The organism is Colwellia sp. BRX10-3 (assembly GCF_014077505.1).
Taxonomy (GTDB): Bacteria; Pseudomonadota; Gammaproteobacteria; order Enterobacterales; family Alteromonadaceae; genus Cognaticolwellia.
In genome coordinates, this window is sequence record NZ_JACGWA010000001.1 from 785,792 (window position 1) to 805,597 (window position 19,806).

22 protein-coding genes are annotated in these 19,806 nt (G+C 38.4%); 12 read left to right on the forward strand and 10 right to left on the reverse strand.

The features are described from left to right. Positions 1 to 18: 18 nt before the first annotated feature. The gene (locus H4J38_RS03405) at positions 19 to 1,914 is read right to left on the reverse strand and encodes a beta-ketoacyl synthase (RefSeq protein ID WP_182129444.1); all 1,896 of its coding nucleotides are present in this window, start codon (positions 1,912 to 1,914) and stop codon (positions 19 to 21) included. A gap of 136 nt (positions 1,915 to 2,050) precedes the next feature. Between H4J38_RS03405 and H4J38_RS03410 the strand changes: the two genes are divergently transcribed. Then, entirely contained in the window at positions 2,051 to 3,070 is a 1,020-nt protein-coding gene (locus tag H4J38_RS03410) for a GlxA family transcriptional regulator (protein WP_182129446.1), read from the forward strand. 57 nt (positions 3,071 to 3,127) lie between these two features. Here the strand turns inward: H4J38_RS03410 and H4J38_RS03415 are convergent, their stop codons facing one another. Beyond that, a complete protein-coding gene (locus tag H4J38_RS03415) occupies positions 3,128 to 3,448 on the reverse strand; it encodes a metalloregulator ArsR/SmtB family transcription factor (RefSeq protein ID WP_182129447.1) in 321 nt (106 codons plus the stop codon). A 198-nt stretch (positions 3,449 to 3,646) separates the two neighbouring features. On the opposite strand from H4J38_RS03415, the gene H4J38_RS03420 reads away from it, so the two are divergent. The 3 genes from H4J38_RS03420 (at position 3,647) to H4J38_RS03430 (ending at position 8,468) form a co-directional block, all read left to right on the forward strand. Beyond that, positions 3,647 to 6,238, forward strand: a complete 2,592-nt coding sequence (locus H4J38_RS03420) for an RND family transporter (protein ID WP_259365372.1) — start codon at positions 3,647 to 3,649, stop codon at positions 6,236 to 6,238. Positions 6,239 to 6,255: 17 nt separating this feature from the next. Then, positions 6,256 to 7,137 carry an outer membrane lipoprotein-sorting protein gene (locus H4J38_RS03425; protein WP_220465399.1) on the forward strand — a complete coding sequence of 294 codons (882 nt, stop codon included), beginning with the start codon at positions 6,256 to 6,258 and terminating at the stop codon, positions 7,135 to 7,137. Positions 7,138 to 7,235: 98 nt separating this feature from the next. Further along, a complete protein-coding gene (locus H4J38_RS03430) occupies positions 7,236 to 8,468 on the forward strand; it encodes a hypothetical protein (protein WP_182129449.1) in 1,233 nt (410 codons plus the stop codon). A gap of 88 nt (positions 8,469 to 8,556) precedes the next feature. Here the strand turns inward: H4J38_RS03430 and H4J38_RS03435 are convergent, their stop codons facing one another. Beyond that, entirely contained in the window at positions 8,557 to 8,901 is a 345-nt protein-coding gene (locus H4J38_RS03435; RefSeq protein WP_182129451.1) for a DUF2956 family protein, read from the reverse strand. A gap of 135 nt (positions 8,902 to 9,036) precedes the next feature. Between H4J38_RS03435 and H4J38_RS03440 the strand changes: the two genes are divergently transcribed. From H4J38_RS03440 to H4J38_RS03465, 6 genes are all read left to right on the forward strand, one after another. Then, positions 9,037 to 9,669: a dUTP diphosphatase gene (locus tag H4J38_RS03440; protein WP_182129453.1), complete on the forward strand. Its 633-nt coding sequence runs from the start codon at positions 9,037 to 9,039 to the stop codon at positions 9,667 to 9,669. A 174-nt stretch (positions 9,670 to 9,843) separates the two neighbouring features. After that, positions 9,844 to 10,503, forward strand: coding sequence for a DUF2726 domain-containing protein (locus tag H4J38_RS03445; protein ID WP_182129455.1), 660 nt, complete (start codon positions 9,844 to 9,846; stop codon positions 10,501 to 10,503). Positions 10,504 to 10,669: 166 nt separating this feature from the next. Beyond that, positions 10,670 to 11,380 carry a 5'-methylthioadenosine/S-adenosylhomocysteine nucleosidase gene (mtnN, locus tag H4J38_RS03450; protein ID WP_182129457.1) on the forward strand — a complete coding sequence of 237 codons (711 nt, stop codon included), beginning with the start codon at positions 10,670 to 10,672 and terminating at the stop codon, positions 11,378 to 11,380. Next, the gene (locus H4J38_RS03455; protein WP_182129459.1) at positions 11,380 to 12,360 is read left to right on the forward strand and encodes a cobalamin biosynthesis protein; all 981 of its coding nucleotides are present in this window, start codon (positions 11,380 to 11,382) and stop codon (positions 12,358 to 12,360) included. The genes mtnN and H4J38_RS03455 overlap by 1 nt, the downstream gene beginning before the upstream one ends. A 120-nt stretch (positions 12,361 to 12,480) precedes the next feature. After that, entirely contained in the window at positions 12,481 to 12,870 is a 390-nt protein-coding gene (locus tag H4J38_RS03460; protein WP_182129461.1) for a rhodanese-like domain-containing protein, read from the forward strand. 12 nt (positions 12,871 to 12,882) lie between these two features. Then, positions 12,883 to 13,512, forward strand: coding sequence for a trimeric intracellular cation channel family protein (locus H4J38_RS03465; RefSeq protein ID WP_182129463.1), 630 nt, complete (start codon positions 12,883 to 12,885; stop codon positions 13,510 to 13,512). 198 nt (positions 13,513 to 13,710) lie between these two features. Here the strand turns inward: H4J38_RS03465 and H4J38_RS03470 are convergent, their stop codons facing one another. The 5 genes from H4J38_RS03470 to H4J38_RS03485 form a co-directional block, all read right to left on the reverse strand. Next, on the reverse strand, positions 13,711 to 15,081 hold the full coding sequence (locus H4J38_RS03470) for a lyase family protein (protein ID WP_182129465.1): 1,371 nt from the start codon (positions 15,079 to 15,081) through the stop codon (positions 13,711 to 13,713). A gap of 114 nt (positions 15,082 to 15,195) precedes the next feature. Next, positions 15,196 to 15,954 carry a PRC-barrel domain containing protein gene (locus tag H4J38_RS03475; RefSeq protein ID WP_182129467.1) on the reverse strand — a complete coding sequence of 253 codons (759 nt, stop codon included), beginning with the start codon at positions 15,952 to 15,954 and terminating at the stop codon, positions 15,196 to 15,198. A 617-nt stretch (positions 15,955 to 16,571) separates the two neighbouring features. Next, positions 16,572 to 16,802 (reverse strand): hypothetical protein, encoded by a 231-nt coding sequence (locus H4J38_RS17035; protein ID WP_220465400.1) that lies wholly within the window; start codon positions 16,800 to 16,802, stop codon positions 16,572 to 16,574. Beyond that, the gene (locus H4J38_RS17040; RefSeq protein ID WP_220465401.1) at positions 16,771 to 16,962 is read right to left on the reverse strand and encodes an MscL family protein; all 192 of its coding nucleotides are present in this window, start codon (positions 16,960 to 16,962) and stop codon (positions 16,771 to 16,773) included. Before H4J38_RS17040 ends, H4J38_RS17035 begins: the two co-directional genes overlap by 32 nt. An 88-nt stretch (positions 16,963 to 17,050) precedes the next feature. After that, the gene (locus tag H4J38_RS03485; protein WP_182129469.1) at positions 17,051 to 17,308 is read right to left on the reverse strand and encodes a hypothetical protein; all 258 of its coding nucleotides are present in this window, start codon (positions 17,306 to 17,308) and stop codon (positions 17,051 to 17,053) included. A gap of 477 nt (positions 17,309 to 17,785) precedes the next feature. Here H4J38_RS03485 and H4J38_RS03490 point away from each other — a divergent pair, with 477 nt between their 5' ends. Continuing rightward, entirely contained in the window at positions 17,786 to 17,944 is a 159-nt protein-coding gene (locus H4J38_RS03490) for a hypothetical protein (protein ID WP_182129471.1), read from the forward strand. Positions 17,945 to 18,166: 222 nt separating this feature from the next. On the opposite strand, the gene H4J38_RS03495 is transcribed toward H4J38_RS03490, so the two are convergent. Further along, positions 18,167 to 18,334, reverse strand: a complete 168-nt coding sequence (locus H4J38_RS03495) for a PLDc N-terminal domain-containing protein (RefSeq protein WP_182129473.1) — start codon at positions 18,332 to 18,334, stop codon at positions 18,167 to 18,169. 126 nt (positions 18,335 to 18,460) lie between these two features. Further along, complete coding sequence (locus tag H4J38_RS03500) at positions 18,461 to 18,838, reverse strand: PAS domain-containing protein (RefSeq protein WP_182129475.1); 378 nt, start codon at positions 18,836 to 18,838, stop codon at positions 18,461 to 18,463. A gap of 226 nt (positions 18,839 to 19,064) precedes the next feature. Between H4J38_RS03500 and H4J38_RS03505 the strand changes: the two genes are divergently transcribed. Further along, positions 19,065 to 19,736 carry a tRNA (adenine(22)-N(1))-methyltransferase TrmK gene (locus H4J38_RS03505; protein WP_182129477.1) on the forward strand — a complete coding sequence of 224 codons (672 nt, stop codon included), beginning with the start codon at positions 19,065 to 19,067 and terminating at the stop codon, positions 19,734 to 19,736. Positions 19,737 to 19,806: the final 70 nt, after the last annotated feature.

A 19,806-nucleotide genomic window follows, 5' to 3' on the forward strand; every position in this document is an offset into this window, starting at 1 on the left:
TAGCTTTGCTAGTTAAGGTTAAATCATATCGGCAAATGGGTTCTTTACAGGTAGCACTATTTTATTAGCAAAACCTTTAACACTAATATCTTCATCGGTAAGCGTTACGTCATCATCCAATAAAGTACCATCACCAAAACGGTAGATAATTTGAAACTCACCATTATCGGCCTGCGCTTGATATTTAACTCTAGCCTGCTCTACAACTTTGGCTTTATTATGGTAATTTTCCATGGCATCACTACCATGACGTTTTTCCATCATCGCCAAGGTTATCGCTGGCGAAAACAAGGTTGCTGTAGCGTTATTACCACCAAAGCCTTTTGAGTTAATAAAGGCAACATCCATATTTTGACAATGCCAATGTTCAGTCGCAATATTTAGGCGTTCGTTATAAACGTCATCCGCCACTTTATCAATAGTGGTAATGCCCGGCATGATGTTGTGTGCAAATACACCTAACGCCATAGCCACCTGATCGCCACTTGCTGGGCCAATAGTATGGCCAACATAGGCTTTTGGTGCTGCAACAGGCCAATTATTAATATCAAAACTTTTTGCGACACGATCATAAATTAATGATTCAGTAACACGATTTTGCGGCGTACTAGAACCATGCGCTAAGATAAAGCTACGTTGCTGAACTGACTCAGCACCTATAATCGATTTAGCCAATGAAACTGACTTAGCCATAGTAATATAATTACCTGGACCTGGCGCGGTAATAGACTTTTTAATGCCATCAGCATTGGTAAAGACATCAGCCACTGAGCCTAAAACATTAGCACCTAGTTCAAGCGCTAACGCGTCATCCATTAACACAATAAACTGTGCCGCTTCACCGATAGTAAAACCACAGTTATCACCAAACGGTCGACTAGTACGACGATGATCGGCAATACCATTGCCATCAATTTTTTTCAAACCTTCTTCATTAGCCAGTGCGCTCATGTTGCCAAAACCTTCAACAACTTCTGGTGTTACTGCACAATCGTTACTACCAACAATCGCCAAACGAATCCGGCCCGCTTGAATATCTTGTACTGCCGCTTTTAAGTTATATAAAAAAGTTGCACATGCACCAGTAGAGGTAAATGTTGTACCAACACTGCCAGTAACATAGGCATTGATAAAATCAGTCGACATGGTGTTTAAACCCAGCGCTAAGTTTTTAGTGGATACTCGTTCGCCTTTTTGGCGACTTTGCATCATGCCGCCAACACCTTCTGCTTGAGTTTGACCAAACACTGAGGCTGAATAAGTACCAATTTCATCTGGGCTTATTCTGTCAACAATTTCATCCCAACTATAGCCCGTTGAATGAATTGCATCGGCTGCGCCAAAAATTGTCGCTTGTAAACCACGAGGTTGATAACGGCTGTTATATAAACTAGCTGGTTTAAAACCAGTTGGAAATTGTCCTGCGGCTTTAATCGGGTTATCACGGGTTGAGTCATGTTTAACTTCAATCTCACCAGCAATTTCTACACGAACGCGTTTATCTTCTAATTCGGTAATTTTCCATGAACGCGGCAACGGACTTGGTAAATCACGGGCACGGGTTTCAAAACTAATACCTTTTTCGCCAGTATCCATGGTTAATTTTTGCTGCCATGGTGTCGCGTCAGGATTAAAGTGCTCATTTTCAATTTTGCGGATCAAAGTACCAGCCAAAATTTCTTCGCCGAAACGTTGTTCAACGTCAGACTTTTCAACTACATTGCCTTCAGCGTCAACTAAATTGCCTGCTTGGCTCGTTAATAAGTTCATTAAAGTCGCTAAACCAACAAAAGTTTCTTGGCGAACTTCAGCATTTAATTTATCGATAACAATGCGGCGAAAGCCTTGATGAAACGATGTTCTACCTGCAGCATTAATGCCACCCATGCCAACTATAATCGGTAACGCAGTCATGAAAAATCTCTTTAAATTCAAATCTAAATATTTATGTTGTCAGTGTAAGAGTTAGCGCAAATAAATAATATTCATATATAGCCATAAAATGTGTCAAAATAGCCAAACAAGTAAAATTTAAGCAGATTAAAGCGTCATGAAAGCAAAATTGAAGCGCAGTAAAGGCAATACCATTAACATTGCCTTGTTACTCTATGATCACATGCTGGCGACTAGTGTCAGCCTGCCGGTTGAAATGCTACGTGCTGGTGAAGCAGTGGCTTTGCAAGAAAATCGTCGTGCTCCACGTTTATCGATTCAAATGGTTGCTGAAACTATCAAACCTATCTCTACGCGAGCTTTAATTAAGTTACTGCCAGATACTGACATTGACCATGCGCAACGCCCTGACTTTGCTTTTATTCCAAGTTTATGGCGCAATCCTAGACCTACAATTGCTAAACAGCCGAAAATGTTACAATGGTTAAGTGATATTTGGGGAAGCGGCTCAACTTTAATTGGTGGTGGTACTGGCGTTTGCTTCATGGCTGAAGCAGGTATTTTAGACTATCACCCTGCCACTACCCATTGGCACTATGTTGAGCAGTTTAAACGTGATTATCCAAAAGTAGATTTAAAACCAGACTTTTTTATTACCCAATCTGAACGAACTTATTGTGCTGCCAGTGTAAATGCCTTAGCTGACATTGTTGTGCATATTATATTTCAAATTTACGGACAAAATGCCGCACAGCAAGTGGAGCGAAACTTTTCCCATGAGATTAGAAAGCCTTATGAAGAACAACGTTACTTAGAAGGTGCAGTAGATCGCCACCCAGACGAATTAATAAGCCAAATTCAATTTTGGCTGCAAACAAATTTAAACGCTGAATTAACATTAAATGAGATTGCTCAACAGTTTGGCATTAGTCAGCGCTCATTTACGCGCAGATTCAAACTCGCCACCGGCATTAATGCCACAAAATATTGGCAACAATTAAAAATACAAACAGCGAAAGAATTATTAGCGGCGAGTAATTTATCGATTCAAGAAGTGGCCTTTCAGGTGGGCTATCAAGACCAAGCAAACTTTACACGGCTATTTAAAAAAATGCTAAATATAACGCCAAAAGCTTATCGCGCTATGGTGAGAAAAAAATTATTTAGTAACGGCTAGGACTCAGTTCTATTACTTTTTTTATATGCTTTAGTACCTGAGATGTTTAGTTGTTTTTTATAAAGGCTTGGCGCAAAATTCACTGTGTAAAAAGCTAATTAACTTCACCACCGAAGGATTAGATATACTATAAAATATAGTCTGAGATTCACGTCGCGTTTTGACTAAGTTATCTTGGCGTAATCGGGCTAAATGTTGCGATAAGCTTGATTGGCTTAAATCGACAAAGTTATTCAACTCATTTACCGACATTTCTTTTTCACCTAAATGACATAATATTAACAGCCTGTGCTCATTACTCATGGCTTTTAATAAATCGGCAGCCTGCGAGGCATTTTCACGCATTTCTTTAATATCAATTGCTGCTAACTCGGTCATTTATAACGCTCTATTGTGTATCGTAAAAAGTCATTTTATTACGAAAGGTTATTTCTTGTTGGATATTACATTAGATACTGCTAATATAAAAGTATATTACACTTATCTAATATACCTTAATGTTAGAAGAGTTACCAACGGCTCAATGCATCACCCATTCATTAGCCCCAATGATTATAAGCTAGCCAAGGAAGTATTTTGAACTATCAACGCCTATTAAACTTTGCCATCGAAAAACCGAAAGTAATCTACAGCTTAATATTACTCATCACGCTTTTGAGTGTGGCGATGCTGCCCAAAATAGCCATTGATACCGATCCTGAAAATATGCTTAGCCAAGATGCTCCGGCGCGGGTATTTCATAATCAAATAAAAACAGAATTTCTGATGCGCGATATGATCGTCGTTGGTTTAGTCAGTAAAAACAGTATATTTACGCCTGAAATTTTAAATATTGTAGAGCAATTAACTAACGATATTCTTCAGCTTGATGGCGTTATCGCAGAAGATTTATTGTCGCTAAATGTTGTCGACAATATTAGTCAGTTAACTAACGAGCAGGGTGTTAATCAAGGTGTTTTGTTTGAATACCTGATGAAACAAGCCCCTACTAGCGCAAAAGCAAGCCAGGAGATTCAACAAGCAGTTAAACGCTTACCTATGTTGAATAACACGTTAGTGTCTGGCGACGACAAAGCCGTTTCGATTTATGTTCCCATTATTGCCAAAGATCAAAGTTATATTATTGCTGAACAAATTCGTGCTTTAGCCGCTAACATAACGGCAATTGAACAAGAAAATTTGGCTTTTCACATTACGGGTTTACCGGTCGCTGAAGACCAGTTTGGTTATGAAATGTTTGTTCAAATGGGCGTAGCTGCACCATTGGCTGGCGTAGCTATATTTTTATTACTGTGGTTTTTCTTTCGCAATATAGCGCTGATTATTGCACCTATGGTAGTCGCCATGGCAACGGTATTAATCATCATGGGGAGCTTAATAGGCTTAGGCTTTACTGTGCATATTATGTCTTCGATGATTGCTATATTCCTTATGCCTATCGCGGTTGTTGACTCGGTACACATTTTATCTGAATTTGCCGATCGCTTTAAAGCCGGTGATGACGCCTCAAAAACCATTAAAAAGGTTATGGGCCATTTGTACAAACCCATGTTATTTACTTCAATAACTTCTGCCGTCGGTTTTTACTCACTAATGTTAACTCCGATTCCACCAGTAAAAGTTTTTGGTGCCTTTATCGGAAGCGGTATTTTATTGGCTTTTGTTTTAACTATTACTTATATCCCAGCCTACATTGCCCGCATGAAGCCTGAAACCTTAGCTAAATTACAGCGCGCAGTAGCCTTGATGGAACAAAAAGGCCGATTGGCCAACAGTCTAGAAAAACTGGGCGCTTTTTCGGTTAAACGTACCAAACTTATTTTAATCACTTTTATTGCTTTATTTGCTGTTAGTTTGGTCGGTGTTAACCGTATTATTATTAATGACAATCCGGTAAATTGGTTTAAAGCTGATCATGAAATTCGTATCGCCGACAAAGCGCTTAATAAACATTTTGCCGGCACTTATAATGCATGGCTAGTGTTTAGTAATAACAACCCTCAACAACAAAAAGCCCTTGATAGCTTTAGCAAAATACTTAACACGGCGTATGATGGTGAAACAAAAATAGCGATTGCAGAAACCTATAATCAATGGCTAAAAATTGATTCGAATGAAAAAAGCAGCTTCTTTACACAAGATTTATTAATACAGCTTGATGATTTTCGATTTAGTGCAAATGAGCTAGAACAACCTTGGCTTGAGCAACTTTATAATGTCAGTGAGCAAGCGAACAATGCCCAAAAAATATTTACTGACCCTGAAATGCTCAATTGGTTGGCCAAATTGCAAACCGCTGTCGTCAATAAAGGTGATGTCGGCAAGATAAATAGTTTGACCGATATTATTAGCACCGTGAACCGCGAGCTTAATTCTGGTGACGATAAAGACTTTGCGATTCCAAACACCAGTAATGGTGTTGCACAAACCTTATTGCAATTTCAGTCTTCTCATCGCCCGCAAGATTTATGGCACTTTGTTAGCCCTGATTACCAACGCACACTTTTATGGCTACAAATGACCAGTGGCGATAATCAACACATGGCTAATGTGGTGAGTTGGATAGACAATTACATTAATGAAAATCCACCCCCTATCGATGTGCAGCATCAATGGGCGGGTAAATCATACCTCAATGTGGTTTGGCAAGACGCCATGGTCAGCGGCATGATAGATAGCCTACTATCGTCTTTTGTCATCGTATTTATCATGATGATGCTGCTCTTTAGGTCGATAAAATATGGCATATTGGCCATGTTGCCACTGACTTTTACTATCACGATGATCTACGGATTAGTTGGCTGGTTTGGCAAAGCTTATGATATGCCTATCGCTGTTTTATCGGCATTAACATTAGGATTATCAATTGATTTTGCCATACATTTTATACAGCGTGTGCGCGAACTAGAAGTTGAACATCAAAGCCTAAGCAAAGCACTAAAGGCGATGTTTCAAGAGCCTAGTCGTGCCATCACGCGCAATGCCATTGTTATTGCCATTGGTTTTACACCACTATTGTTATCGCCACTTATGCCCTATATCACCGTTGGCTTTTTCTTAGCCAGCATCATGATTTTATCTGCATTAGTTACCTTAGTGTTACTACCGGCAATACTCACAATATTAGCTCGTGATCGTAAGACTAAAAATACAAAAAAATTAGCGTAATCATAAAGGAAACCATCATGACCATTAACGTAAGTAATTATATGATGCAAACAGTAAAAAGCAGCGTGCAAATAGCCTTGTCGTTTACCTTACTTTTAGTGACTAATTTTGGCTTACATGCCGAAGAACTATCCTTAGATAATTCAAACACAACAAACGTGACAAATAACGAAGTAACAAAAACAGTTCGAGATATTATCGATCAAGCGAATCTAGCTTCATATTACGCCGGTAACGATGGCAGCGCTGAGGCGCGAATAATTATTGTGGATGAAAACGGTAATCGCCAAATGCGACAATTCACTATTTTACGTAAAGATGTACAAGATCTTGGCGATCAAAATATGCTGGTATTTTTCTCACAACCAAGCAATGTCAAAGACACGGTGTTTCGTGTAGAAAAACAACTTAAAGGCGACGACAATCGTTGGTTGTTTTTACCGGCGCTCGATCTGGTTAAACGTATTTCTGCTGGTGACAAACGCACGTCTTTTGTTGGTTCGCACTTTTATTATGAAGATGTTTCGGGTCGTAACCCTAAGGAAGATAATTTTACTTTAGTTAGCGAAGATAAAACCAATTACACTATTACCGCTAAACCTAAAGATCAAAATAGTGTCGAATTTAGCAGCTATACAGTAAAAATAAATAAGCAAAACTTTCTCCCAACAGAAACCATTTATTTCGATCAAAGCAACCAAGCAATACGCCAAATGACCGTACTGCAAGTGCAAGATATTGACGGCATTCCCACAGTGATGAAATCACGCATTACCAACCTCAGCAATAATAGTTATACCGAAATGCAATTTCGTAACGTTAAATATAATCTGGGTTTGCCTGATAATATTTTTAGTGAGCGCAGTATGCGTACACCACCGAAAGCTTGGTTAGAATAATTGCTAACTATTTAGCTAAGAGGACATAAAATATTAATACTTTATCGTTGATTAAAGCCTTGGGGCTCAATACTCTGCTTTTAGTGGTGAGTACAACCGTGAGCGCAAATAATGAGAATAACGATGACTGGGCCGACGCTTGGGTTGAAGCTCCTCCTCCGTCGCCTTGGCAATTAACCGGTTTTGTCGAGGCCGCTTACGGGCAGTTTTTACAATCGAATGTCGTCAAAGACGGAGCCTCACTTAACGAACTAAGAGCAAGAATAAATCTCGATTATAGCCATAAATTTTTCGAAGCCAGTGGCAAACTTGATAGCTACTACGACGCAGTATTAGCTAAAACTATTTTCCAAACCCGAGAGCTGAGCATTAGCGCCAGTCCATTTAGTTTTGTTGATATAAAAGCGGGTAGACAAGTATTAACCTGGGGCACTGGCGACTATTTGTTTGTAAATGACTTGTTTGCTAAAGATTGGCAGTCATTTTTTTCTGGTCGTGCTGATGAATACCTAAAAGCGCCTTCTAATAGCCTCAGAAGTAACTGGTTTTATAAAGAGGTTAATTTCACCTTAGTATGGACACCAGAATTTACCCCAGATAACTATATCACTGGTGAACGTTTCTCATTTTATTCACCACAAGCACAGCAAATAGTCGCGCCAGCAAATGCATTTACCGTTGATAAAACTAGTCAAGCACAATGGTCTGCACGCTTAAAAACCCGTATTAAAGCTGTTGAATTTTCACTCTATGGTTATCGTGGATTTTGGCCAACACCTATGGGCAGTAAAGTACAAGTAGAAAACCAAGCATACTTTCCAAAATTAAATTCATGGGGCGTTAGCGCATTAGCACCGTTTAAAGGTGGTATCGTCAATATCGAATATGCTAGCTATAATAGCATTGAAGATACGCATGGAAATAACGACCGAATAGCCAATGGTCAACACAGATTATTAATTGGCTATGAGCACGAATTAGCGAAAAACTTCACTGCGAGTATGCAATATTACCTAGAGCGCACTAAAAATTATCAGGCTTGGCTTGAAAATAGCGCTAATCCTGAACAATTAGTAGCAGAGAATCGTCATTTATTAACCTTACGCTTAAGCTATCGTGCGCAGAAGCAAACGTTACTTTATTCAATATTTACTTTTTATTCACCAAGCGATAAAGATGGTTACATTAAGCCTTCAGTCAATTACCAATATAATGATCAATGGTTGTTAAGTGCTGGTGCAAACGTGTTTTTTGGTGAGCAAGAATATTCTTTTTTTGGTCAACATCAAGACAACAGCAATGCTTGGCTAAGAGCGCGATATCAATATTAAAATAGTAATACAGCAAAGTGCATTACTTGTAGTTCAGTAAATCGCTCAAAATAACTTTCCTTTCAAGCGACTTCCTTGTTTAAAATTTTTAAAATAAAAGAAAGTAACCCCAGCTCGTTAGCAAAAGTAACCATGGTAAAACGGAAAGTGCTCTAACGCTATTTGATGAGCTTTCTAATTTAATACTTTTAGTTGGCAATATATCTGTTGCTTCAACACTCGCTTTCGTCGCGACGGATTTTTTACGTTGTTTATCGCGATCGCGAGCCTTAACTTTTTGTTGCTTCTTATATTCACTAATACCTTTTTCGATACCTTGAGCAATCAACTTAGTTTGCTCTTTAGTTTGCGATTTTTTTTGCGTGCCTTTGGCAATACGCAACGCTTCACTTTGTACTTCGCTGGATACTTTAGTTGGAACTTGAGCTGTCAAAACCAAACCTCTGATAATTTTTAATGATTATATAATGCCATTATTCGCCCAATACTTTAACCGTAAAGCTTATTAGTTTATTCTTGCACTATCAAAACTTGATCAACCACCTAATTGACTAGAATAGAGAAAAGCATGAGCGATTTACTTAGCACGGCAAAAAACCAAATTACACAAATGTTATCAATGCAAAATGCCATGAATTCACGGGTCAGTGAAACTTGGCGAGATAACAATTATGAATGGTATCGTGCCATTTGGGTTGAGTGTGCAGAAATGCTAGATCACCATGGTTGGAAATGGTGGAAACACCAAGAAATTGACGTTGCACAGGTACAGTTAGAATTAGTGGATATTTTCCATTTCGGCCTAAGTTTACGCTTAATGACTGGCGACTCAATTGAAGATATCACCCAGACTTTAGCCAATGAATTAACCCAAAACAGTGGCGAGCAAGATTTCAAAATTGCTCTAGAAGCCCTTGCCTCAGCAGCCGTTACTGATAAGGCTTTTGACGCCTTAGCTTTAGCTGACTGTATGCGCTTAATGTCGATGGATTTAAATGAGCTATTTCGTCAATATGTTGGTAAAAATACGCTGAATTTTTTCCGTCAAGATCACGGTTATAAAGACGGTAGCTATATTAAAATTTGGAACGGTGAAGAAGATAACGAAGTGTTAGCCAACTTAGTTAATACCCTTGACGCCAGCGCTGACGATTTTCAGCAACAGCTTTACACGGCGCTAGAAACTAAGTACCCGAAATAACACAAACTAAATCAACAACAATAAATCATTATAAATCAGTTGGTTAATTGAGACTTCAGCCCTAATAGACTTTATTAACTAATTGGCGAGTTCATAACATCATCTCTGGCGCATTTTTTGCTTTATCTAGTTAACTAAGATAAACGTCAATAAATTGAACTGCCGGAGATGTATATGGAACTCATTCTATTTGCCATGATCAGCCTAATTGTTATTGTTGGTATGCTTGCTAGCCGCTTAAACGATAATAGTTTTCCTTTTCCTTTCGATCGTAAAACTGCCCTGTTCACTCCCGCAGAAAAAAACTTTCAAAACCTTGTTGAGCAAGCTATGGGCTCAAAGTACCGTATTATCAATCGCGTTAAACTTGCCGATATAGTGAGTATTCGCAATGGCGTATCAAAACGAGCCGGCCAAACCGCCACAAACAATGCCAATAGTAAGTATTTAGATTTTGTTATTTGTGATCGCGATAGCATGAAGTTGCTAGGTGTGATTGATTTAGTCGACACCCAAGGTAAAGGCTACAAAGTGAAAAAAGACTGGTTTGTTAGCGGCGCACTTGAAGCAGCGGCCATTCCGCATATTCGTATTAAAGTTAAACCCAATTACACCATCGATGAAATTCGTGCCTGCATTAACAGTCGCATGTTGGGTAACAATTTGCCTTCTCCAAAAGTGAAAGGTCGAATTATTCCAGCACCTTTAGTTAAAGCTCGCCCAAGATCATCAGGTGTATTGTCTCCATCAGCGGCGCAAGCAATGTTGGCCAAAGATACGCCAGCCATGGCTGGACAGCTTTCATCTGCTCAAATGGCTGCATTACCTCACTAATATTATTTATTTCATTAGTATCGGTTACTAGATAAAATATAAAGCAGACCTATAAGTCTGCTTTTTTGTTGATACGGATAAAAGATTTTACCGGCAAGTCGCGCTATAATCCGCGCATAAACTCTGGCGCTATGTGGTCGCCAAAATATTTACAGGATTAAAGTTAATGAAAGCAGGCATTATTGGCGCTATGGAGCCAGAAGTTGCAATTTTAAAAGCAAAGTTAGAAAATTGCCAAACATCCACCCATGCTGGATACACATTTTATCAAGGGCTATTAAATGGCTCAGACGTGGTTATTGTGCAATCGGGCATTGGTAAAGTAGCCGCCGCACTAGCAACCGCAATACTGATTGATAAATTTCAACCTGACTATGTGGTTAATACCGGCTCAGCTGGTGGTTTTGAACAATCACTCAAAGTCGGCGATATTGTTATTAGCTCAGAAGTACGTTACCACGATGTTGACGTGACCGCTTTCGGTTATGAAATAGGCCAATTACCGGCTAATCCACCGGCTTATATTCCTCACCCTGAACTTATTGCTGCAGCAAAAGTGGGCATAAGTTCGCTTGAAAATATACAAACGTTAGTGGGTTTGATCACCACCGGCGACACCTTTATGACCAAAGATGACGATATTGCTAAAGCCAGAGCCAACTTCCCTACTATGGCTGCTGTAGAAATGGAAGGTGCGGCCATTGCTCATACCTGTCATCAGTTCAAAACCCCTTTTGTGGTTATTCGTTCAATGTCAGATATTGCAGGTAAAGAGTCACCAACCTCATTTGAAGCATACTTAGAAACTGCCTCTGTTAACTCGTCTAAAGTAGTAATGAGCATGATAGAAGCCCTGAAAGGAAAGTCATTAAACTAATGGAACATCTGAGTAATATTTTAACTAGCCCTTATTTGTATTCTTCTGCAGTCACCTTGTTATTGTTGATTGCATTAAAAGCAATAATCGGCCAGTTTATTACTCAACAACCGTTAGCTTTTTTCAATTTTTATTGTCAACGTTTAGCCGATAAAGTTAATAAACAGACTAATAGTTCACGCCAACAAAATATTTCAGGCCTCATTGCCGTACTAGTGACTTTAGTTCCCTTGATCGCAATTTTATGGCTATTTGAAGTGTTTATTGAAGTGCAATGGCTTTGGCATGCGTTATTACTTTACTTCGCCCTAGGCAGCTTTGGCTTAACTAAAACCAATAAAGCCATTGCTCGAGAGATAGTCGCTAATAACAATTACCAAGCCAAACAAAAAGTGGCGCCGCTATTGTTGCGTGACACCGAACAGCTTTCACCGTTAGGGATCAGCAAAGCCTGTATAGAAATGCAAGTATTACGTAGCTCACAACTGTTAGTATGTGTTGGATTTTACTTTCTTTTTTTTGGTCCGTTAGCGGCGTTAGCGTTTCGTTTATTGTTAGAAATGCATTACGCATGGAATATCAAAATATATCGCTTTGTGCACTTTGGCGCGGCGATTAACTATATTGTTAAATTACTACAATGGTTGCCCTCACGATTATTTGCTGTGCTACTGTTGATCGGCACCGTTGGCCAGAATACGTTGTTATATTGGCGCTTAATACGAGGCAAGTTTTTTCAAACGGACAACAGTATTTTATTGCATGTACTTGCCTTAGGATTAGAAATAAAACTCAGCGGCGTGGCTATGTATAACAGAAGTAAAGTCCGTAAAACCAGCTTTAATGACCACGCTAGACAACCGCAAGCCACTGATATTATTCATGCCAGCAAACGAATAAATTACGCACTATATCTCTTTATTTTACTAGTGATGTTACTCGCCGTAATCTCCTATTCTATTTCTGGTTTGAGTAGATAAAACTAGCGCTAAGTAGCAAAGCTCTTTACGAGCAATTAAAAGCCTTTGCTAACTTACCGAATCAGGTAAACTATTGGCATTAGCGTAAAAATACGTTTAACCAGATCATAAGGAATTCTCATGAAATTTATCAAGTCAGCATTATTTATTTTATTAAGCGTTGGTGCATTTTTAACTTTTGCAGAGCAAACAGCCACTATTTCACAGCAAGAACTTTTAAGCTTAATGGCCACACCTGAAAATAAAACCGTAGTGTTAGATGTGCGCACCGCTGAAGAGTTTGCAGAAGGACATATCGCTGGCGCAATTAATATCAGCCACGAGCAAATTAACGATAATCTCAGTAAAATTATTGCTTTAAAAGACCAAACTGTTGTCGTGCATTGTCGCTCAGGTCGTCGAGCAATAAGCGCAGAAAATGATTTACGTGCTGCAGGCTTTAGTGACCTTCGCCACTTAGAAGGCGATATGAACGGATGGCAATCAGCTGACTTACCCCTAGTAAAATAAGCAAGTTCACAAATGTTAGAATTACTTTATTGGCTTGATCTGTTCGGCGTTATTGTTTTTGCCTTTTCAGGGGCATTAATGGCCGGGCGCTATCAACTTGACCCCTTTGGTGTGGTGGTGTTGTCTGCGGTTACTGCTATTGGCGGCGGCACCATTCGCGATGTAATTTTACAAACACCAGTATTTTGGGTCGAAAATCCGGTTTATCTTTATGTTATTTTGGCTACTGCAGTACTGACTATTATTTTTATTCGTTGCCCAAAGCGCATTCCCAAACGATTTTTATTGGTTTCAGACGCCTTTGGTTTAGCCTTATTTGCCGTATTGGGTACCGAAAAAGCACTCAGCCTCGGCGCAGCAGTTCCTGTCGCCATTGTTATGGGCACAATGTCAGCCGTTGCTGGCGGCATGATACGCGACGTGTTGTGTAATGTAATTCCGATGATTTTAAGAAAAGAAATTTATGCTACCGCCGCTATCTTAGGGGGCACACTATATACCTTATTGCTATATTTTGACTTACCCCAGCATATCGCTATTATTGGCTCAATATTGGGCGCATTGTCGTTACGTTTAGCGGCCATTTATTGGCGCGTAACCTTGCCGGCTTTTGATATAATTGAGCAAGAAGAGAGTAAGTAGTAGCGCTAATTATCGCTAGTGAACTAAGTTAACAGCGAGCTTAGTTCACCTAAAAAACTTAAGCTCAGCTATCCCCGAGTTGAAACTTAATTAAACCCTATAGACTTAAGTTAAAAATTACCCTGTAGAATGCTATTAATCGGCTATGGAAAATAAACCTTATCGCCTAATTTTTTCGCCTAACAGTTATATTAAATTTTATCCTCCTGTTAGCCGTTTAGGGTCGAGTAATACAATAAGCTCGGTTTCACTAATATCGGTTAGCTCTAGCGCAACATCTAACACCGTTCTTTTTTCTTCATACGCTTTTTTAGCAATCTCGGCGCTTTTGTCATAACCAATCAACTGGTTTAACGCTGTTGCCAAAATAGGATTTTTTGCCAAGTTTTGATTAATCATAGAATGATTTACTTTCATATCTTTAATCACTTTATCGGCGAGTGCTATATTGCTTGAAGTTAAAAGTTGAATACTTTGCGCTAAAGTATGACCAATTAAAGGCAGCATAGTATTGAGTTGAAAATTACCCGATTGCCCAGCTAAGGTAATAGTGGTGTCGTTGCCAATCACCTGAGTACAAGCCATTAATACCGCTTCTGGGATCACAGGGTTAACTTTGCCTGGCATAATACTGCTACCTTTTTGTAGCTCAGGTAACTGTAATTCATTTAAGCCATTTAGCGGTCCACTGCTAAGCCAGCGAATATCATTACTGACTTTACTCAAACTAACCGCTGTAGTTTTAAGCATACCACTGACCTGTACTGCTGTGTCTTGAGCACTTATGGCGCGAAAATAATTATCCGCGGGGCTCAGCTTTAAACCGGTTCTTTGGGTTAATACCCGCGTTACAATCGCAGCAAACTCAGGATGTGTGTTAACACCTGTACCGATTGCGGTTCCGCCAATAGCCAGTTTGCATAAGCTAGGTAAGCTATTTTTAAGTTGATCATGTGCATAACTAATTTGGCTGCTCCAGCCACTTATTTCCTGAGCGAAACTCAATGGCATAGCGTCCATTAAATGCGTTCTGCCAGTTTTAATCGTGCTGTGATGTTCACTTGCTTTTGCATCCAAGGTATCAATTAAATGTTGTAGTGAGGGTAACAATTCATCAGAAATAAGCTTTGCTGCACTTAAGTGGATACATGACGGGATAACGTCATTAGAGCTTTGCCCCATGTTCACGTCATCGTTTGGGTGAAGATTAATTTCTTGCTGACTATGTCGCTTGACTAACGAGGCAATAACTTCATTAACGTTCATGTTAGTGCTGGTGCCCGAGCCGGTTTGAAATACATCAATTGGAAACTGATTAACGTGAAAACCGTCAGCAACTTCTTTGGCCGCAAATTGAATCGCAGCTGATTTATCGGCATCAAGCAATCCTAATTCGTGGTTAGCTTGTGCGCATGCACTTTTTATTGTTGCTAATGCCCAAATAAAAGCTCGCGGCATTTTTAGCTCGCTAATGGTAAAGTTACTCAATGCTTTGGCCGTTTCACTGCCATATAATATATCGGTTATCTCGTAACTCTTAGATGTTTTATTGTCGTCATTTTTTTGCATTTAGTTATCCTTTAATTACCCGAGAATAGTACCTTGAGAATAGTAGCTTGAGAATTTTTCGTCGACTGACTTTTTTGCCCATGGGATAATGGGCGTATTACTGTGAGAATATAATTAATTTGACTGCTTATTGAACATGAGTTTATTTTTAACCTCTGCTAGATATTCAACATCATTCAATTTGTCTTCGTAGTATTCTGGACATGCTTTTATCTGCTCAAAACTAAGATTACAGGTGACCGTTTTTTCTTCCCAATTTAATTTATCTAAATGCTTTGGAGAGATCAGTACTTTTTTGCCGCCAGGTAGCCAGTCACGGGTATCAACCACAATGTAAAGCAGAGACCAACTATCGGTGTCACAAATAAAGTCTTTGATATAACCTTTTTTACCATCTAAAGCATCTATACCGTAATGCGTAATCTCATTGGTTGAACGAAGATGGTTGGTAGTTTTAGTATCTTCACTTTCGCTGCTATCTTTTGACAATGTTTTTGGATTAACCAAAGCCATTGGATACGCGTATTCACCCCATGCTCCAGGCCCCACCCAATAGTAACCATAGGCATAATAATCAAAATAGCTCTTTTCAAACTCACGGGAAACTGTTTCGTGTTCATCTATTTGTGGACTGTTCTTAACCTTATCTTTTGTTATAGAAACGTTAAGTTGCTGCTCTTTAATGTCGTATTCAAGCAGTGATATAGGGCTTATCAAGGTTTTTTCACTTAAGGGTACCCAAGGCTGGATATCAACTACCATAAATCTTATGGTCCAGTGTCTATCATCAAAATACACATCTGTTACCTGCCCAACTTCACCATCTACTGCATGAATAGTACTTCCGTTTAGCTCTTCCAAATTGACTAACATCACTTTCTCCATCTTTGTTCGTTATATTTAACAATTGATTTTCATCAAAACATTAGAATAAAACATTAGAATTTTCGCTCTCATACGCCGATAATAACTTAAGATGATTTCGTACAAGTTCCTTACTTTATATGCAACGCAATTACTTGCTACATTACTTAGTGTACATACTATAATTATAGTTCAAATTTTATTTATTTGAATATAAAAACAAAACAACCTATCAAAACTTAGAAATAAATTTAAACCTACCAAAATTAATAGTTAGTGTACTAACTAAAAGCGATAGTCAGCACAAACATTTTATAGCTTCTGATTGAATTTTATGTGACAAAGGGTATGCGTTAAAAGTCATAGCGGTAGTTACTAATATGTTCAGTAGTAGTGTCATTTTAAACTTAACACCCAGTGTGTTAGTTATGAATAACCAGACTATAACCGGAATAGCATAATTTACATTGCTCACTGACTCGACTGATTATTGTTGATATATGGCGTAGCCTTTAGCCACTAGGCATTGACGCGTAACCGTATTCGATTTTCAGGTAATTCAACAAGAGCAAAACAATAATGGGGCAAAACATCGAGGGGAAAGTAAACTAGCTTAATTTGGAAGCTTACCTTAGGTTTGCTGTGGATTGTGGCCACTTAGACGCTTTAATATTGATAACCGAATAACAAAACTGGCAATTTTTCGTTGCCTTGCCTACTTGCTTTGACTCTGCGTCCTTTATACGATTGATCCCCTTAACTAAGATGAAGGCAAACCAGACACTATTAATAAACAAACCATAACTGAGTGTTACCGCACCGTCTTTATTGGCAAGTGCTAATAAAATATGGGCCATCCTGTACACCAATTTTTAGCACCAAGAACAAATCGGCCAAATCAACGCCGCTGATAAATAAACCTTTGGTTGGCGCAAAAACATTAGCCAGTAAACTACTGGTAATGGAAGCAAAAGCACCGCCTACAACAATAGCTATATCTAGCACATTGCCTTTCAAGGCAAATACTTTATATTCCGCAAATATTTTCTTTATAGACTCTCAGCTTCGCTTATTAACAGTGGCTATATAATCTTTAAATACTATTCTATTTACTCTTAGGCACCGCAAAATTAGCATAAATGGTTGTTGCCGTGCCAGTAACAAGCAATAGCATAGCAATACCAAACATAGCATTGCTTTGAGCTTCAAAAGCCATAAGATATATACCTAAAGCAACAAAAAACAAACCGATGGAAATAAAAATTTTTGGGTGTAACGATATCAACCCAGAAGATTTAGCATTTTTGACTGTTCTAGGTGTAGCATGAGCAGAAGCTTTTCGTTTGTGTTTATTTGTTGGCATCCCGATTCCTTAAGTTAACACCACTCTACAAGCGTGCTTTATAACATTATAAATCAATTAAGTTCACATAAAAGATCTCTTAACTGACTCACTAGAAAACCCATCTTTATAAAATACAAATTCAACATAACCGCTGCCACATAAGTTGTCAAAAACCTTTTACTTAATGATAAATTAACTTAGCTGGAGATTTACTAGTTAGCAAATGTAGCAACTGTAAAAAGTTTTATTTAAGATGATTTAGCAAAACGTACCTTTGTAAATGACGGACTAGAAGCCTAGCCATACTTGACTATGAGGAAGAAGATGAACGCTTTTTTTATTGCTTTTAATGGATTGTCAAATGCCAAAAATGGATGGCTATCAAGCTACCCAACGTCTCTTTTCTATTTTGATATGGTCAATTCTGGCTCGACTAATAAAACATGAAGCAAAGTCTCCTCACAACTAGAACTGTGGTTCGTAATAGGCTCCAGTGTGCTATGGCAAAAATTACCTAAACCGTCGTTATCATTGTCTGCTTGGTCAGCATTAAGAGCATTGGGGCAATTATCCGCGTTATCAGCAATCCATTGGCATTATTTACAGCTAAATAGATATTCACGAATGGTAAAATCCTTGGTGCAATCTTCATAACAAGCAGAATAGCCGTTGCCCTAAGTAATATAACCTTGATTAATATGTAATTTGTAATCCCCCGTAATGTGAACATTAATTAGCGGGGGATTTTTAAAATCAAATACTATATTTAATAGTTTCAAACGTACTTAAGCATACATTAGTAGTGATACCAATTTGACTAGCCTAATATCAATTCAGCCCTATAAGTAAATCAGTACCTATGATCTCATTTTATCGTTATTTGGGCCCGGCTAAAAACCAAATAATCAAACCAATAATAGGGAAGAAAAGTACAACTAATGCCCATACAATTTTTTCTGCCGTCGATGCACCTGATTTAAAAATACTAAGAATCGCCCATATCGCGATAATTAAATGCAGAAAACCTAAAATACCTGTAAACATAAATTCTCTCCCTAAGAGATATTAATTTAATACCTAAACCACAAAACTGTGGACGATCCTCTATTATCCTAGCGCATAATCATGAAACTAACTTTAACCACTTTATAGTAGCGACTAAAAGCCATATTAAAAATCAAAATGCTTTAAAAACACATCATAAATGACTTTCTCAACCTCAGTTCCATAACAGCGGGTATGTTTAAATTCGCCATTTTCTTCATATACACTCGAGTTATAGATAAGATATTTAATCTCAGCTTTCCCTTGTACCTTTGCAGGATAATTCTTCAATATATCAAAGCGACTTAGACGCTCCATCATGTCAGCTAAACAAACGCTATCTATCTGAAATTCTGAAATATGATGACCTACATATTCGTTTTTTTCATAACCTAAAACATCGAGTTCACACTCATTAGCGTAGACAATAATACCATCGGGTGATACTGCGTGAATGCCAATGGATGAGTTATAGATAAAATTTTCTGGATTTTCAGTAAACATAAAGACTCTAACGAGCCTAAAAAATCACTCGTTTTTACTGTTGTTGATGGTTGCTGATACTCTAACTTCAAAAATTTTTTTAAACAATAAAATAAATATTGAGCTAGGCACTACATGCCATCAGTAGAGCTTAGCTTCAATGTTTTTTTAAAGCAAAGCAAGCTCGCAAAAATAAATAAAACCATTACAATGCGATAATTTAATCGTCGCAATACAGGCTATTTCATTGAAACTCAGTAAAAGATTACAGCAAATTGAGCAAATGGTAACTGCAGATTATACCCATATATGGGATTGCTGCTGTGATCATGGTTTTTTAGGGGCAAGTTTGTTGTCTAGACAAGCAGCCCAAAATATACACTTTGTTGATATTGTGCCAGAGCTGATAACGAGTATAGAAAGTAAGCTACAGCAGTTTTACCAAAACTCCCGTTCAAATTGGCAAACACACTGTCTTAATGTAGCGAAATTATCGCTGAAGCAATATCAAGGAAAACACCTAGTCATTATTGCAGGCATAGGTGGCGACTTAATGATCAAATTCATCAATGACATTCATCAACAACATCAAAACTTGAATATTGATTTTCTACTTTGCCCAGTTAACCAACAATTTGCACTGCGTAAAAAGCTAATAGAATTAAAGCTCAGTTTGAAAAATGAAGTGTTAGTTGAGGATAATAGCCGTATCTACGAGGTGATGTTGGTGTCAACAATAAGCGATACCTATAAACCCATTGACCCGGTAGGGCATAACATTTGGCGATCAAATACCGTTAAACAAACACGTGTAGTTGAACAGTATTTAGCAAGAACTCTCAACCACTACAAGCGAGTACAACAAGGAGGCACCGAGAACGTTGATGACATTATTAGTGCTTATAGCAGCAAAGTCTAACGCTCTTATTGAGTGATTAAAATGTTTGGGCGAAGCCATAAAGCCAACTGTATTTCACCCTTGTTCAACA